Raw genomic sequence first — 14,049 nt, forward strand, 5'->3', positions numbered from 1 at the left:
AGGTCGGATGCGACGGGTGCCTCCGGGCGCCCGTCGCCATTTCAACCCCTGATTCCTATCCTTGATGACCCGATCCGATCTCGTCGAAGAACTCGCAGCACGCTTTGGCCAACTGAGCCAGCGCGACGCCGAGCAGGCCGTCAAGACGATTCTTGACGCCGTCAGCGATGCCCTGGTGCGCGGCCATCGCATCGAAATCCGCGGCTTTGGAAGTTTCTCGGTCAACCACCGCCCGCCCCGCATGGGCCGCAATCCCCGCAGCGGCGAGGCCGTCCACATTCCGTCCAAGCGCGTGCCGCACTTCAAGCCCGGCAAGGCCCTGCGCGAAGCCGTGGACCTGCGCCCCGGCGCGGCGCCCGACACGGTTGCCGCCAGCTCCGCAGGCACCGGCCCTGCCGCCTGAAAGCCGGCTTGCCGGCTGCGCGCACTGCAGCCGTCGTCACCGCCAGGCTCTAGAATCGTTCCCGTCACACAAGGGAACACATGAAGTACTTCCTGTGGCTGCTCAAGGCGGCCATTTTTTTTACGCTGTTCGCCTTCGCACTGAACAACCAGCAGGACGCGACGGTGCACTTCTTCTTCGGCACCTCCTGGACTGCGCCGCTGGTACTGGTGGTGCTGGCGGCCTTCGCCCTGGGCCTGATCGTGGGCGTGCTGGGCATGGTGCCGCGCTGGCTCAAGCACCGCAATGCCGCGCGCTCGACCCAGGTCCCCGCGCCTGCAGCCGAAGGAGCGGCGCCATCCACGGCGCCCAAGGCGCCCCCCTCCCCCATCCTGCCGGGCGACGTGCATGGAATTTGATCTGAGCTGGATACTGCTGGGCCTGCCCATGGCCTTCGTGCTGGGCTGGCTGGCCTCGCGCTGGGACCTGAGGCAGATTCGCGCCGAAAACCGCCAGGCACCCAAGGCCTATTTCAAGGGCCTGAACTTCCTGCTCAACGAGCAGCAGGACAAGGCCATCGACGCCTTCATCGAAGCCGTGCAGAACGACCCCGACACCTCGGAGTTGCACTTCGCCCTGGGCAATCTCTTTCGCCGCCGCGGCGAATACAACCGCGCCGTGCGCGTGCATGAGCACCTGCTGTCGCGCGGCGACCTCAGCCGCGTGGACCGCGACCGCGCCCAGCACGCGCTGGCCCAGGACTTTCTGAAGGCAGGCCTGCTCGATCGCGCCGAGGACGCGCTGCGCCGCCTGGAAGGCACGGCCTTCGAGGCCGAGGCCCGCCTGGCCCTGCTGGCCATTTACGAGCGCTCGCGCGACTGGACACAGGCCGCCGCCATTGCTCGCCGCATGCAGGATGCCAACCAGGGGGACTTCAGTGGCCGGCTGGCGCACTACCTGTGCGAAGACGCCCAGTCCTTGCTCACGCAGGGCCAGCAGGCCGAGGCGCTGCAGCGGCTGCAGCAAGCCATCACCACAGCACCCCAGGCTGCGCGACCGCGCCTGGAGCATGCCCAGTTGCAGCATCGCATGGGGCAATCGGCCCAGGCCTTGCAAACGCTGGAAAGCCTGGCCGAGCAGTCCCCCGCCGCGCTGCCGCTGGCAGCCCAGTTGCTGGTGGACATCGCAGCCGCCACAGGCCAACGCCAGCATGTCCACCAGCTGCTCAGCCAGCAATACGCCCAGGCACCTTCGCTGGACCTGCTGCAGGCGTTGGTTGCGCTGGACGCTCAAATTGAAGAACAGAGCACCGATGGTGAAACCAAGGCACCGGGACGCGCCCGCCTGGTCCAGCATCTGGACCGGGAACCTTCCCTGGTGGCTGCTGCGCAGTGGCTGGCTGGCGAGAAACTGTCCGAGGAGCAATACCACCCAGCCGTGCAACGCGCGCTGGACCACGCCGCCAAACCGCTGACCCGCTATCGCTGCGCGGCCTGCGGCTTCGAGGCTCGCCAGCATTTCTGGCACTGCCCCGGCTGCCAGAGCTGGGACAGCTACCCGGCCCGGCGCGTCGAGGAGCTGTGATGGGCCGGGGTGGCGAAAGGCGGCCCTATCCCCGGCATCGCGTCACCCCCATTGGCAAACACGGCATGGCCAGTGTATTTTCAGAGTATTCCTAGAAACCGCCCTGGAGGGCGCGTGGCCATTGGCTTTGGGCGCGTGCGGCCGTGCCTGCGCCGGCCTCCTGGAGCCCGCGACTGCCTGGCGGCACGCCAGAGGCCTGCATAAGATGCTTCTGGGTCGCAATGTTGCGGCCCTCAACATTGAGGGATCAGGAGGTTTGTATGTTCAGAAAATTGATGGCTGGCTTCATTGCGCTGCTGTGGTCCGTGATGGCTTTGGCCGCTGTGGAAGCCAACAAGGCGAATGAAGCCGAACTGACATCCATCAAGGGCATAGGCCCGGCCATGTCGGCACGCATTCTCGAGGAACGCAAATCAGCCCCCTTCAAGGACTGGCCCGACTTCATCGCACGGGTCAAGGGTGTGGCGGAACCGACAGCCACCAAGTTTTCGGGCGAAGGCCTGACTGTCAACGGCAGCAGCTACAAAGGCCACAGCGCCAAGCCTGATGCCAAGGACACTGCGGCCAAGGGGGGCAAGGACACGGCCGCCCAGGGCGCCAAACCGACCAAGGAGCAGGCGGCAAAGCCGGCCACTCCAGCCAAGGCCGGCTCGGCCTCCTGAAGACGCGAACTGTCTCTATCCAACCCGCTTCGGCGGGTTTTTCATGCGTACGACCCTCGGGGTATGCGCGGCCATAGCCTGAAACATGCTCAGGTTTTCATAGCGAAGCAAAAAACCTTGCCCGTAAAATGGACCGCCCATGCCCCTGATCACCCTCATACTCCTACCCTTCATCGGCAGCCTGATTGCCGCAATGCTGCCCGCCAATGCGCGCAATACAGAGTCGACTCTGGCCGGCGCGATCGCATTGGGCTGTGCCATACAGACCGCATTGCTGTTTCCACAGATCGCCGATGGGGAAGTGCTGCGCCAGGAGATCGAGTGGCTGCCGGCACTGGGGCTGAACCTGGTGATCCGCATGGACGGCTTTGCCTGGATGTTCTGCATGCTGGTGCTGGGCATAGGCTCGCTGGTCGTGCTGTATGCGCGCTACTACATGTCGCCGGCCGATCCAGTGCCGCGCTTTTTCTCGTTCTTTCTGGCCTTCATGGGCGCGATGGCTGGCGTGGTGCTGTCGGGCAACATCATCCAGATTGCCTTCTTCTGGGAGCTGACCAGCCTCTTCTCCTTTCTTCTGATCGGATACTGGCACCATCGCAAGGATGCACGCCGCGGCGCGCGCATGGCGCTGACGGTGACGGGCACGGGCGGCCTGGCCATGCTGGCCGGCATGCTGGTGCTGGGCCACATCGTGGGCAGCTATGACCTGGACAACGTGCTCATCGCCGGCCAGCAGGTGCGTGACCACCAGCTGTACCTGATCGCCCTGGTGCTGATCCTGCTGGGCGCGCTGACCAAGAGTGCGCAGTTCCCGTTCCACTTCTGGCTGCCGCACGCCATGGCCGCGCCCACGCCGGTGTCGGCCTATCTGCACTCCGCCACCATGGTCAAGGCCGGCGTGTTCCTGCTGGCGCGCATGTGGCCCGTGCTCGGTGACACCGATGCCTGGTTCTGGCTGGTGGGCGGAGCCGGCGCGGCAACCCTGCTCATCGGCGGCTATCTGGCCATGTTCCAGCACGATCTCAAGGGATTGCTGGCCTATTCGACGATTTCCCACCTGGGCCTGATCACGCTGCTGCTGGGTCTGAACAGCAAGCTGGCCGCCGTGGCTGCGGTGTTCCACATCATGAACCACGCGACCTTCAAGGCCTCGCTGTTCATGGCCGCGGGCATCGTCGACCATGAAAGCGGCACGCGCGACATCCGCCGGCTTTCGGGCCTGCGGCACATGATGCCCATCACGGCCACGCTGGCCTGCGTGGCCAGCGCGGCCATGGCGGGCGTACCGCTGCTCAACGGCTTCCTGTCCAAGGAGATGTTCTTCGCCGAGACCGTCTACCTGGATGCCGCTCCCTGGGTGCGCACGGCCTTGCCGGTGGCAGCCACGGTGGCGGGCATGTTCAGCGTGGCCTATTCGCTGCGCTTCACCATCGACGTCTTCTTCGGCCCCAAGGCCACCGACCTGCCGCACGACCCGCACGAGCCTCCGCACTGGATGCGCGTGCCCGTCGAGCTGCTGGTGCTGGCCTGCCTGGTGGTGGGCATGCTGCCGGCGTGGGCGGTGGGCAGCTTCCTTGCAGCGGCCGCCACGCCCGTGGTCGGCGGCGACCTGCCCGAGTACAGCCTGGCCATCTGGCACGGCTGGAACATGCCCTTGATCATGAGCCTTGTGGCGTTGATTGGCGGCATCCTGCTGTACATGCTGCTGCGCTGGCAGCGCCAGGCCGGCCATATGGATACCGCGCCGCTGGTGGGCACGCTCAGCGGCCAGCGTGTTTTCGAGAACCTGCTGGCCCGCCTGTCCCTGCTGGGCCGCTGGTCGCGCCGGCGCCTGTCCACCATGCGCCTGCAGTGGCAGATGTTGTGGCTGGTCTGCACCGCCGTGCTGGCGGGCGTTCTGCCGCTGTGGCTGCAAGGCATCAAGCTGGGAGACCGGAGCATGCTGCCGCTGTCGCCCGCCTTCGTGATGCTGTGGGCCGTGGGCATTCTCTGCGCCCTGGGTACGGCCTGGAAGGCCAAGTACCACCGGCTGACGGCGCTGATCATGCTGGGCGGCGCCGGCCTGTGCACCTGCCTGACCTTCCTGTGGTTCTCGGCGCCTGACCTGGCGCTGACCCAGCTGGTCGTCGAGGTCGCCACCACGGTGCTGATGCTGCTGGGCCTGCGCTGGATGCCCAAGCGCGACAAAAGCCTGCACATTCCCGTGCTGTCCGCCGAGCTGCGCGCCCGCTCGCGCCGCATGCGTGACCTGCTGCTGTCGCTGGTTGCAGGTGGCGGCATGGCCTGGCTGGCCTTCGCCATGATGAGCCGCCCCTTCTATGACGGGGCCTCCACCTTCTTCCTGGAACATGCGCTCAGCGATGGCGGCGGCACCAATGTGGTCAACGTCATGCTGGTGGACTTCCGGGGGTTCGACACCTTCGGCGAGATCGTGGTGCTGGGCATCGTGGCCCTGGTCGTCTATGCGCTGCTCAGGCGCTTTCGCCCGGCCCGCGAGACGCTGGACCTGCCCGAGCAGCAGCGCTACATGCCTGGCGACCTGCAGACCGATCTGTTCAATCCGCGCAACGCAGGCGATACGGCCGTGGGCTACCTGATGGTGCCCGCCGTGCTGGTGCGGCTGCTGCTGCCGTTTGCCGCCCTGGTTTCCGTCTACATCTTCATGCGCGGCCACAACGAGCCCGGCGGCGGCTTCGTGGCCGGCCTGGTGTTCTCGGTCGCCTTGCTGATGCAGTACATCATCTCCGGCACGCAGTGGGTCGAGGCCCACCTGCCGATCTTCCCGCGCCGATGGATCGGTGTCGGCCTGCTGTTCGCACTGGGTACCGGCATGGGCTCCATCGTGGCCGGCTATCCCTTTCTCACCAGCCACACCTTCCATATGACCCTGCCAGTCGTCGGCGACGTGCATCTCGCCAGCGCCCTGTTCTTCGACATCGGTGTGTTCTCGCTGGTGGTCGGCGCGACCATGCTCATTCTGACGGCCATCGCCCACCAATCGGTGCGCAGCCACCGCTACCACGCCCGTCTGCTGGAGGAGCAGCAGCAACAGGCCGAAGAGGCCGAAGCTGCCGTGCAGCAGGCCACCGCTGCAGCGCTTGCACGAGGAGGTTTCTGATGGAAGTCGTGCTTGCCATTGCCATCGGCGTACTGACGGGCTCGGGCGTGTGGCTGCTGCTGCGCCCACGCACCTACCAGGTCATCATGGGCCTGGCCCTGCTGTCTTACGCAGTCAACCTGTTCATCTTCAGCATGGGCCGCCAGGGCCTGGCCATCGACAAGGAGCCCGTGCTGCGCGCCGGCGTGCCGCAGGATCTTGCGCACTATGCGGACCCCATGCCGCAGGCGCTGGTGCTCACGGCCATCGTGATCGGCTTTGCCATGACGGCACTGTTCCTGGTGGTGCTGCTGGCCTCGCGCGGCACCACGGGCACCGACCATGTGGACGGAGCCCATTCCCGCACCGAGCAGGAGATGCCATGAACGAGCTGACCGCCCGTCTCATGCCGCACCTGATGCTGGCGCCCATCGTGCTGCCCATGCTTTCGGCAGCGCTGATGCTGTTGCTGCGCGAAGAGCGCCAGCGCCTCAAATTCGCTCTTGGACTGGTATCCACCCTGATGGGGCTGGGCGTGGCCGTGATGCTGATGCTGTGGACCGACCAGGCCGGCGCGCCCGTCAACCTGGGCGTCTACATGCCGGGCAACTGGCCCATGCCCTTCGGCATCTCGCTGGCACTGGACCGCCTGACCGGCATGATGCTGGTGCTGACCTATACGGTGGCCCTGGCCTCGCTGGTCTTCTCCAGCGCCCGCTGGCACCGCGCGGGGATGCACTTTCACTCGCTGTTCCAGTTTCAGCTGATGGGCCTGAGCGGCGCCTTCCTCACGGCGGACCTGTTCAACCTGTTCGTGTTCTTCGAGATCATGCTCGCGGCCTCCTATGGACTGGTCCTGCATGGTTCCGGGCGGACACGCATCCAGGCGGGCCTGCACTACATCGCCATCAATCTTGCAGCCTCGTCGCTGTTTCTGATCGGCGTGTCCATGCTCTACGGCCTGACCGGCACGCTGAACATGGCCGACCTGGCACGTGCCATCCCCCAGGTCAGCAGCGACGACCGCGGGCTGCTGCATTCGGCCGCTGCCATCCTGGGCATTGCGTTCCTGACCAAGGCAGCCATGTGGCCGCTGAACTTCTGGCTGGTGCCGGCCTACAGCGCAGCCACCGCTCCCGTGGGCGCCGTGTTCGCGCTCATGACCAAGGTGGGCGTCTACGTGGTGCTGCGGCTGTGGACGCTGCTGTTCAGCTCCGAGGCCGGCGCCTCCGCCCTGTTCGGCAGCACCTGGCTGATCGTCGGCGGCATGCTGACCATGGCCTTCGGCGGCCTGGGCATGCTGGGCTCGCAGCGGCTGACGCATATCGCGGGCTTTGCGGCCGTTCTCTCTTCGGGCACCTTGCTGGCCGCCACGGGCTTTGGCCAGAACGCCTTGACGGCCGGGCTGCTGTACTACCTGCCCAGCTCCACCCTGGCCGTGAGCGCCCTGTTTCTGATCGCCGACGTGGTGGACCGCTGGCGCGTGGATGACGATGCGGGCGAGCCCTATGAGGATGACGAGGCTCCCTTCCTCAACGCCGAACTGCTGCCCACGGAGGGCTTCAACCTCGACGAATCCGAAGAGGTGCTGATCGGCCGCGCCATTCCCGCAGCGGCCGCCTTCATCGGCCTGAGCTTCATGCTGGCCACCCTGGTGGTCACCGGCCTGCCCCCGCTTTCGGGCTTTGTGGGCAAGTTCGCCATGCTGTCTGCCCTGCTCAACCCGCTGGGCCTGGGCAACTCCAGCGGCTTCCAGGCCGGCTGGGCCGGCTGGGTGCTGGTGGCGCTGATGATCATCACCGGGCTGCTGGCCCTGCTGTCGCTGGTGCGCGCCGGCATACGCCATTTCTGGGCGACCGAGGAGCAGAACTCGCCCTCGTTGCGTGTGGCCGAAGGCCTGCCCATCGCCGTGCTGCTGGCCTGCTGCGTGACGCTCACCGTGCAGGGTGGCCAGCTGATGGGCTACACGCAGCGTGCGGCCGATGCGCTGCTGGCGCCCGATGTCTATGTGCGCTCCGTCATGGGCACGCAGCCGGAGCCGAGCCCGGCAGAAAAGAAGGCGCGGCTGGAAGCCGGCCCCGAAGGCGCCGCGCGCGCCGCTGCCCAGGCCAGCGGCGCCCCCATGCCCGCAGGCATAGGCGATGCAGGCCCAACGGCCGGCAAGGAGGATTCCCGATGATGAAAACCCTGCTGCCCGCGCCGCTGCTGTCGGTGGCGCTGTTCCTGCTGTGGCTGCTGCTCAACCGCTCGTTCAGCAGCGGCCAGATCCTGCTGGGCGCCTTGCTGGGCCTGTTGCTGCCGCTGCTGCTGCGCGGCCTGCGCCCCTTGCCCGTGCGCGTGCGCCATCCGCTGACCATCGTGCGCCTGGGGCTGCGCGTGGTCTGGGACACCTCGGTGTCCAACTTCAACGTCGTGCGGTTCATGCTGTTTCCGGGCATGCGCAAGCACCCGGCCAACTTCGTGCGCATCCCGCTGGAACTGCGCGACCCCAACGGCCTGGCCGTGCTCGCCATGATCGTGTGCATCACGCCCGGCACGGCCTGGGCCGAGATCTCGCGCGACCGCTCCCAACTCATGCTGCATGTGCTGGAGGTCGATGATCCCGAAGAGATCGTCCAGCACGTCAAGCGCTCCTACGAGCGCCCCCTGATGGAGATTTTCGAATGATGCCCTGGTTCCACTGGACTTTGATGTTCGCGCTGGGCCTGCTGGTCGCCGCCATGGGCTGCGCCGTGCTGCGCCTGCTCAAGGGCCCGCACGCCCAGGATCGCGTGCTGGCGCTGGACTGCATGTATTTGAACGGCATGCTGGCCATGCTGCTGATGGGCATCATCTATGACAGCACCAGCTATTTCGAGGCCGCCCTGCTGGTTGCGCTGTTCGGCTGCGTGGGCTCCACGGCCATGGCCAAGTTCCTGCTGCGCGGCGAGGTGATCGAATGATGCCGGAAACCACCACGCTGCCGCTGTGGTGCCAGATCCTGGTGGCTGCGCTGGCGCTGGGCGGCGCCATCATCGCCTTTCTGGGCTCCATGGGCCTGTGGCGCCTGGACAGCTATTTCGAGCGCGTGCATGCGCCTTCCATCATCGCCACCATGGGCTGCTGGCTGATCATGCATGCCACCTGGATCTACTTTTCCGTCAGCGGCCAGAGCCTGGCCGTGCATGCGCTGCTGATTGCGGTGTTCATCTCGGTGACCGTTCCCATCACGACCATCTTCCTGATGCGTGCAGCCCTGTTCCGCGCACGCCGTGCGGGCCAGGACGTGCCGCCGCCGCTGAGCAGCGTCGTGCGCAACGAGCCGGCCGAACACCCGGACGTCTGAAGCGCAATCGGGCCTGAAAATACCCGCCGATGCGGCAGGCAGCGGCAGGCAAAAGCCCTACTGCCAACTGTCCAGCATACGAATTCGCCCACGGCTGCGTCAATGCGCCAAAGCACCCGGTGCGCGAGCCCCGCGGCTATGAGTTTGTGAGCGTATAGTGCAGTCATCATCTGCGCTGGCAACGTATTTGATGGAACGGCCACAGGCGTGGCCGCCCTGGTTTTTCCTGTGTACGAGGGTTCATGCAAATCTCTTCCCCCCTGACCGATACCGATCTGGCCAACGGCTGGTCGGCCCTTCACAACCAGGCACACAACGGCATGGCATTGCAGCAGAACTCCAATCGCCTGGCCTTCGCGGACCCGGAATTCATGTTCCGCCGCGAAACCCGCGGCATCCGCATGCAGCTGGAGCTGCTCAAGCCGGACCTGGCCCAGATCGAGCGCGGCATCGAGCACACCGTCGTGGTCTATGGCAGCGCCCGCTTCGTGGACCTGGAGCAGGCCGAGCAGCAATTGGCCGACGCACAGGCCAGCGGCGATCCCCAGCGCGTTGCCTTGGCCGAGCGCGCCGTGCGCAATGCGCACCGCTATGAACAGGCCCGCGCCTTCACGCGCATCGTGGCCGCCGACAGCCTGAACCAGCCGCCCGAGGAGCGCCTCTACATCTGCACCGGCGGCGGCCCCGGCATCATGGAGGCGGCCAACCGAGGCGCCCATGACGTGGGCGCGCCCAGCATCGGCCTGAACATCGAGCTGCCGCACGAGCAAAACGGCAACCGCTTCATCTCGCCGGACCTGAGCTTCAAGTTCCACTACTTCGCCCTGCGCAAGATGCATTTCATGATGCGCGCCAAGGCCCTGGTGGCCTTCCCCGGCGGCTTCGGCACGCTGGACGAGCTGTTCGAGGTGCTGACCCTGATGCAGACCGGCAAGACGCATTCGGTGCCCGTGATCCTTTTTGGCACCGAGTTCTGGAAGCGCCTGCTCAACATCGACCTGATGATCGAGGAAGGCACGATCTCGCCCAAGGACCTGCAGCTGTTCCGCTATACCGATGATCCGGTCGAGGCCTGGGCGCTGATCAAGCAGTTCCACGCTGGCGGCTGGTGAGCCGCAGCGGCCGGCAGGCCGCCACCGCATCGCAAGGCGATCTGCGCACCAAGGCGCAGGTCGCTTTTTTTCATTCCGGCTTGCGCGGCGTCAGCCCCATGAACCAGGCCGTGCGGATGCCCGAGGCCACGGCCGCGCCCACCACCCAGAACAGCGCAGACACGCCGATCAATGCCCCCGCCGAGCCGAACAGCACGGGCATGGCCACGCTGGAGGCATTGATGGCCATGAGCCGCAGGCCCAGTGCCTCGCCATGGCGGTGCTCGGGCGTGATCTGGTGCAGCATGCTCATGACCATGGGCTGCACAGATCCCAGTGAAAAACCCAGCATCACTGAACACATGCCCATGGTCAGCGCCGAGTCCATGAAGGGGTACAGCGCAAAGACGAAGGCGGTGATGGCCATGGCACCGGAGATCACGGCGCCTTCGCGCAAGCGCTCGGCCACCAGCGGCATGGCCAGGCGGATGGCGGCGGCCGCCACGGCAAAAATGCCCAGCAGCGTTCCGATGACCGAGGCACTCAGGCCCTTCTCATGGCCCAGCAGCGGCAGCACGAAGGTGTGCACGTCCCAGCATGCGGACTGCAGCCAGTTGACCAGCAGCAGGTTGCGGAAATTGCGGTCGCGCAGCAGGTCCCAGGCATGCTGCCTGGGGCCGCCTATGGGCGCACGCACGGGCGGCAGCTCCTGCGTGTGGCGCACCCAGCTCCAGGCCAGCACGGGCACCAGGGCCAGCAGGCCGAAGGCGACGCGGTAGCCCATGGTGCTGCCCTCGCCGCCAAAATTCGCGTGATCGATCAGCAGCCCGGTGCTGAAGGGCCCGATGAAGTTGGAGATGGCCGGGCCTATGGCCAACCAGCTGAACACCTTCTTGAGCGCCACCGCATCGTGGGTGACACGGCCCGCATGGCGCTGCACGGCAATCACCACGGCGCCGCTGGCTCCGCCCGACAACAACGCCGCAAGGCATAGCACCGGATACAGCGGCAATGCCAGCGCCAGCGCGCAGCCCCCGCTGGCCGCCAGCATGGACAGGAAAAACGGCTTTCGAAAACCATGCTTGTCCGCGAAGCGCCCGGCCGGCAGCGCCAGGAACACCTGGGTCAGCGCGAACAGCGCCAGCAAGATGCCCACGGCCGCCGCGCTATAGCCCTGCTGCAGCGCCAGCAAAGGCGCTGCCAGCCGCATGCCGGCCATGGTGGCATGCACGCTGACCTGCGCCATGATGACCTTGAACAGGGCCAGGTTCATCTCAATCCTGCTCCGATCCCGGCTCCATTCCGGCCGCTGCGTCCTTGTCATCCGGCAGGCCGGGCCGCGCTGCACTAGAGGTCGGCGCGGGCAACTCCTGCACGTCGCGCAGCTGGCGCTGGATGGCGCGCGTGCGCACACCCACCTGCTCGAAGCGCTTGGCCGCCGCGTCTATGGACTTGCGCGTGGCATCCACCACTTCGCCGAACTTGGCGAACTCGGTCTTGACCTGGCCGAGCACCGCCCAGACCTCGGACGAGCGCTTTTCGATGGCCAGCGTCTTGAAGCCCATCTGCAGGCTGCTGAGCATGGCGGCCAGGTTGGCCGGGCCGGTGACCATCACGCGGCAGCCGTTCTGCACGGCCTCGACCAGGCCGGGGCGGCGCATGACCTCGGCAAACAGGCCTTCGGTGGGCAGGTAGAGCACGGCAAAGTCCGTGGTGTGCGGCGGGCTCACGTACTTGCCGTGGATCTTGCGCGCCTCGAACTTGATCGATGCCTCGAAGGCATTGCCTGCCGAGACAATGGCCGCCTTGTCCGCCGCATCCTGGGCGTCGAGCAGGCGCTGGTACTGCTCCACCGGGTACTTGGCGTCAATGGGCAGCCAGACCGGCGTCTCGTCGCTGCGTCCGGGCAGGCGGATGGCGAACTCCACCATGTCGTCGCTGCCGGGCACGGTCTTGACGTTGCGCGCGTACTGCTCGGGCGTGAGCACGTTCTCGATGATGGCGCCCAGCTGCAGTTCGCCCCAGGTGCCGCGCGTCTTCACATTGGTCATCACGCGCTTGAGATCGCCCACGCTGCCGGCCAGCGTCTGCATCTCGCCCAGGCCCTTGTGCACCTGCTCCAGCCGGTCGCTGACCAGCTTGAACGATTCGCCCAGGCGCTGCTCCAGCGTGGCATGCAGCTTCTCGTCCACCGTGCGCCGCATCTCCTCCAGCCGCGCCGCGTTGTCCGACTGGATGGTGGCCAGCCGCTCGTTGAGCGTGCCGCGCAGCTGCTCGGCATGGACCTGGCTGGATTGCGCCAGTCCGCCCAGCTGCTGCTGGATGTCATTCTTGAGGGAGTCCAGCGTGCTGCGCGTGGTCTGCGCCAGCGCCTCGAAGCGCTCCTGCACATGGGCGTTGAAGCGCTGCGTGCTTTCGCCCTGGGCCTCGCGGGCCTGGGCGCTGTCGGCGGCCAGGCGCACGGTGAGCCGGCCCAGTTCCATGCGAAAGGCTGCCAGCGCCTCGCCCTGCTCGCGCCGCGCCGCCTGGGCATCGAGCTGGGCCTGGGCCAGATGGGCCTGCAGCTGCTGCGACACGCGGTCCAGCCCGCCATCGCTCTTGGCCACGGCCATCTGCGTGGCCTGGGCACCGCGCTCGAGCTGCTGCAGCCGCACGTCCAGCATCTGCAGCGCCTGCAGCACCTGCTGGGGCGCCACCCCGTCCTCGCGCTGCGCCGAGCGCCTCCACAGCAGCCAGATCACGGCCGCCTGCCCCAACAGCAGCACGGCCCAGGCCGCCCACCACACTCCGGATATCTGGGTCAAGATTTTGCTTGCGCTCCATGCAGCGGGAAGCGGCCACGGCCAGCCTTCCCGCGATTGTCACAACACGGTGTTCAGGCCTTGGCGCGCGCGCCGGCGGCCGCCGCTTCGGGCTGGTTCACGGGCGTGCGCGGGACCTTGCCGGACAGGAAGTCGATCAGGTTGTCGGCCGCCAGCTCGGCCATGGCGCTGCGCGTGCCCATGGTGGCGCTGGCGATGTGCGGGGTCAGCACCACGTTGGGCACGGTCAGCAGGTCGGGATGGACCGAGGGCTCGCCCTCGAACACGTCCAGGCCTGCTGCAGCAATGGTCCTGTCGCGCAGTGCCCTGGCCAGCGCCGCGTCATCGACGATGCCGCCGCGCGCGATGTTGATCAGCGTGGCCGTGGGTTTCATCCGGGCGATCTCGGCCGCGCCTATGGTGTGGTGGTTTTCCTTGGTGTAGGGCAGCACCAGCACCACATGGTCGGCCATGGCCAGCAGTTCATCCTTGCCCACGTAGCCGGCCTTGCATTCGGCCTCCAGCTCGGGCGACAGGCGCGAGCGGTTGTGATAGACCACCTTCATGCCGAAGCCATGCGCCCCGCGTTTGGCGATGCCCTGGCCGATGCGGCCCATGCCGATGATGCCCAGCGTGCTGCCGTGCACTTCCGAGCCGGCAAACAGGTCGTAGCGCCAGGAGTTCCACTTTCCTGCGCGCAGGTAGTGCTCGCTCTCTGTCACGCGGCGGGCCGTGGCCATCAGCAGGGCAAAGCCGAAATCGGCCGTGGTCTCGGTCAGCACGTCGGGGGCATTCGTGCCCTGCACACCTGCAGCCGTCATCGCAGGCACGTCGAAGTTGTTGTAGCCCACGGCCATGTTGGCCACCACCTTCAGGCGCGGGCAGGCGGCCAGCAGCGCCGCATCGATGGTCTGCGAGCCCGTGGTCAGCACTCCGTCCTTGTCCTGCAGATGCCGGGCCAGTTCCTGCGGGCTCCAGACCACGTCATCCTGGTTGGACTCGACCTCGAAGTGCTGCTCCAGCTTGCGCACCACTTCGGGCGGGATGGCACGGGCGATCAGGATGCGGGGTTTGCTTGCCATGTCTGTCTCTTTCCTTGTCTTGGCG

Annotated in this window: 14 protein-coding genes; 11 read left to right on the forward strand and 3 right to left on the reverse strand. The window is 66.6% G+C overall.

Going from position 1 to position 14,049, the window contains the following annotated elements; translation table 11 throughout:
* Positions 1–64: 64 nt before the first annotated feature.
* The 11 genes from PO605_RS21180 (at position 65) to PO605_RS21230 (ending at position 10,162) form a co-directional block, all read left to right on the forward strand.
* On the forward strand, positions 65–403 hold the full coding sequence (locus tag PO605_RS21180) for an integration host factor subunit beta (RefSeq protein ID WP_017404723.1): 339 nt from the start codon (positions 65–67) through the stop codon (positions 401–403).
* Between the two features lie 80 nt (positions 404–483).
* Complete coding sequence (locus PO605_RS21185; RefSeq protein WP_047470529.1) at positions 484–801, forward strand: LapA family protein; 318 nt, start codon at positions 484–486, stop codon at positions 799–801.
* Positions 791–1,966, forward strand: a complete 1,176-nt coding sequence (gene lapB / locus PO605_RS21190; protein ID WP_047470525.1) for a lipopolysaccharide assembly protein LapB — start codon at positions 791–793, stop codon at positions 1,964–1,966. Before PO605_RS21185 ends, lapB begins: the two co-directional genes overlap by 11 nt.
* 260 nt (positions 1,967–2,226) lie before the next feature.
* Positions 2,227–2,628, forward strand: coding sequence for a ComEA family DNA-binding protein (locus PO605_RS21195; protein WP_016449520.1), 402 nt, complete (start codon positions 2,227–2,229; stop codon positions 2,626–2,628).
* 139 nt (positions 2,629–2,767) lie between these two features.
* Entirely contained in the window at positions 2,768–5,746 is a 2,979-nt protein-coding gene (locus tag PO605_RS21200; protein WP_272206854.1) for a monovalent cation/H+ antiporter subunit A, read from the forward strand.
* Positions 5,746–6,111: a Na+/H+ antiporter subunit C gene (locus tag PO605_RS21205; protein ID WP_016450499.1), complete on the forward strand. Its 366-nt coding sequence runs from the start codon at positions 5,746–5,748 to the stop codon at positions 6,109–6,111. The genes PO605_RS21200 and PO605_RS21205 overlap by 1 nt, the downstream gene beginning before the upstream one ends.
* Positions 6,108–7,904: a monovalent cation/H+ antiporter subunit D gene (locus PO605_RS21210; protein WP_047470521.1), complete on the forward strand. Its 1,797-nt coding sequence runs from the start codon at positions 6,108–6,110 to the stop codon at positions 7,902–7,904. The genes PO605_RS21205 and PO605_RS21210 overlap by 4 nt, the downstream gene beginning before the upstream one ends.
* On the forward strand, positions 7,901–8,392 hold the full coding sequence (locus PO605_RS21215; RefSeq protein WP_016450497.1) for a Na+/H+ antiporter subunit E: 492 nt from the start codon (positions 7,901–7,903) through the stop codon (positions 8,390–8,392). Before PO605_RS21210 ends, PO605_RS21215 begins: the two co-directional genes overlap by 4 nt.
* A complete protein-coding gene (locus PO605_RS21220) occupies positions 8,389–8,667 on the forward strand; it encodes a K+/H+ antiporter subunit F (protein ID WP_012206532.1) in 279 nt (92 codons plus the stop codon). Before PO605_RS21215 ends, PO605_RS21220 begins: the two co-directional genes overlap by 4 nt.
* The gene (locus tag PO605_RS21225; RefSeq protein ID WP_017404730.1) at positions 8,664–9,050 is read left to right on the forward strand and encodes a monovalent cation/H(+) antiporter subunit G; all 387 of its coding nucleotides are present in this window, start codon (positions 8,664–8,666) and stop codon (positions 9,048–9,050) included. The genes PO605_RS21220 and PO605_RS21225 overlap by 4 nt, the downstream gene beginning before the upstream one ends.
* Before the next feature lie 242 nt (positions 9,051–9,292).
* A complete protein-coding gene (locus tag PO605_RS21230; protein ID WP_016450495.1) occupies positions 9,293–10,162 on the forward strand; it encodes an LOG family protein in 870 nt (289 codons plus the stop codon).
* Between the two features lie 70 nt (positions 10,163–10,232).
* Here the strand turns inward: PO605_RS21230 and PO605_RS21235 are convergent, their stop codons facing one another.
* The 3 genes from PO605_RS21235 to PO605_RS21245 form a co-directional block, all read right to left on the reverse strand.
* Positions 10,233–11,414 carry an MFS transporter gene (locus PO605_RS21235; RefSeq protein WP_047470517.1) on the reverse strand — a complete coding sequence of 394 codons (1,182 nt, stop codon included), beginning with the start codon at positions 11,412–11,414 and terminating at the stop codon, positions 10,233–10,235.
* A gap of 1 nt (position 11,415) precedes the next feature.
* A complete protein-coding gene (gene rmuC / locus PO605_RS21240) occupies positions 11,416–12,906 on the reverse strand; it encodes a DNA recombination protein RmuC (RefSeq protein ID WP_046238057.1) in 1,491 nt (496 codons plus the stop codon).
* A 110-nt stretch (positions 12,907–13,016) separates the two neighbouring features.
* Positions 13,017–14,024: a 2-hydroxyacid dehydrogenase gene (locus PO605_RS21245; protein WP_047470514.1), complete on the reverse strand. Its 1,008-nt coding sequence runs from the start codon at positions 14,022–14,024 to the stop codon at positions 13,017–13,019.
* Positions 14,025–14,049 lie beyond the last annotated feature (25 nt).

This window comes from Delftia sp. DT-2 (genome assembly GCF_028401915.1).
In the GTDB taxonomy this organism is placed as follows: Bacteria; Pseudomonadota; Gammaproteobacteria; order Burkholderiales; family Burkholderiaceae_C; genus Comamonas; species Comamonas tsuruhatensis.

Excerpts from the sequence above, each read along its gene's own strand:
- PO605_RS21205 (WP_016450499.1), top strand. The coding sequence starts at position 5,746 with ATGGAAGTCGTGCTTGCCATTGCCATCGGCGTACTGACGGGCTCGGGC.
- lapB (WP_047470525.1), top strand. The coding sequence starts at position 791 with ATGGAATTTGATCTGAGCTGGATACTGCTGGGCCTGCCCATGGCCTTC.
- PO605_RS21220 (WP_012206532.1), top strand. The coding sequence starts at position 8,389 with ATGATGCCCTGGTTCCACTGGACTTTGATGTTCGCGCTGGGCCTGCTG.
- PO605_RS21230 (WP_016450495.1), top strand. The coding sequence starts at position 9,293 with ATGCAAATCTCTTCCCCCCTGACCGATACCGATCTGGCCAACGGCTGG.
- PO605_RS21225 (WP_017404730.1), top strand. The coding sequence starts at position 8,664 with ATGATGCCGGAAACCACCACGCTGCCGCTGTGGTGCCAGATCCTGGTG.
- PO605_RS21185 (WP_047470529.1), top strand. The coding sequence starts at position 484 with ATGAAGTACTTCCTGTGGCTGCTCAAGGCGGCCATTTTTTTTACGCTG.
- PO605_RS21210 (WP_047470521.1), top strand. The coding sequence starts at position 6,108 with ATGAACGAGCTGACCGCCCGTCTCATGCCGCACCTGATGCTGGCGCCC.
- PO605_RS21180 (WP_017404723.1), top strand. The coding sequence starts at position 65 with ATGACCCGATCCGATCTCGTCGAAGAACTCGCAGCACGCTTTGGCCAA.
- PO605_RS21235 (WP_047470517.1), bottom strand. The coding sequence starts at position 11,414 with ATGAACCTGGCCCTGTTCAAGGTCATCATGGCGCAGGTCAGCGTGCAT.
- PO605_RS21200 (WP_272206854.1), top strand. The coding sequence starts at position 2,768 with ATGCCCCTGATCACCCTCATACTCCTACCCTTCATCGGCAGCCTGATT.
- PO605_RS21195 (WP_016449520.1), top strand. The coding sequence starts at position 2,227 with ATGTTCAGAAAATTGATGGCTGGCTTCATTGCGCTGCTGTGGTCCGTG.
- PO605_RS21245 (WP_047470514.1), bottom strand. The coding sequence starts at position 14,024 with ATGGCAAGCAAACCCCGCATCCTGATCGCCCGTGCCATCCCGCCCGAA.
- PO605_RS21215 (WP_016450497.1), top strand. The coding sequence starts at position 7,901 with ATGATGAAAACCCTGCTGCCCGCGCCGCTGCTGTCGGTGGCGCTGTTC.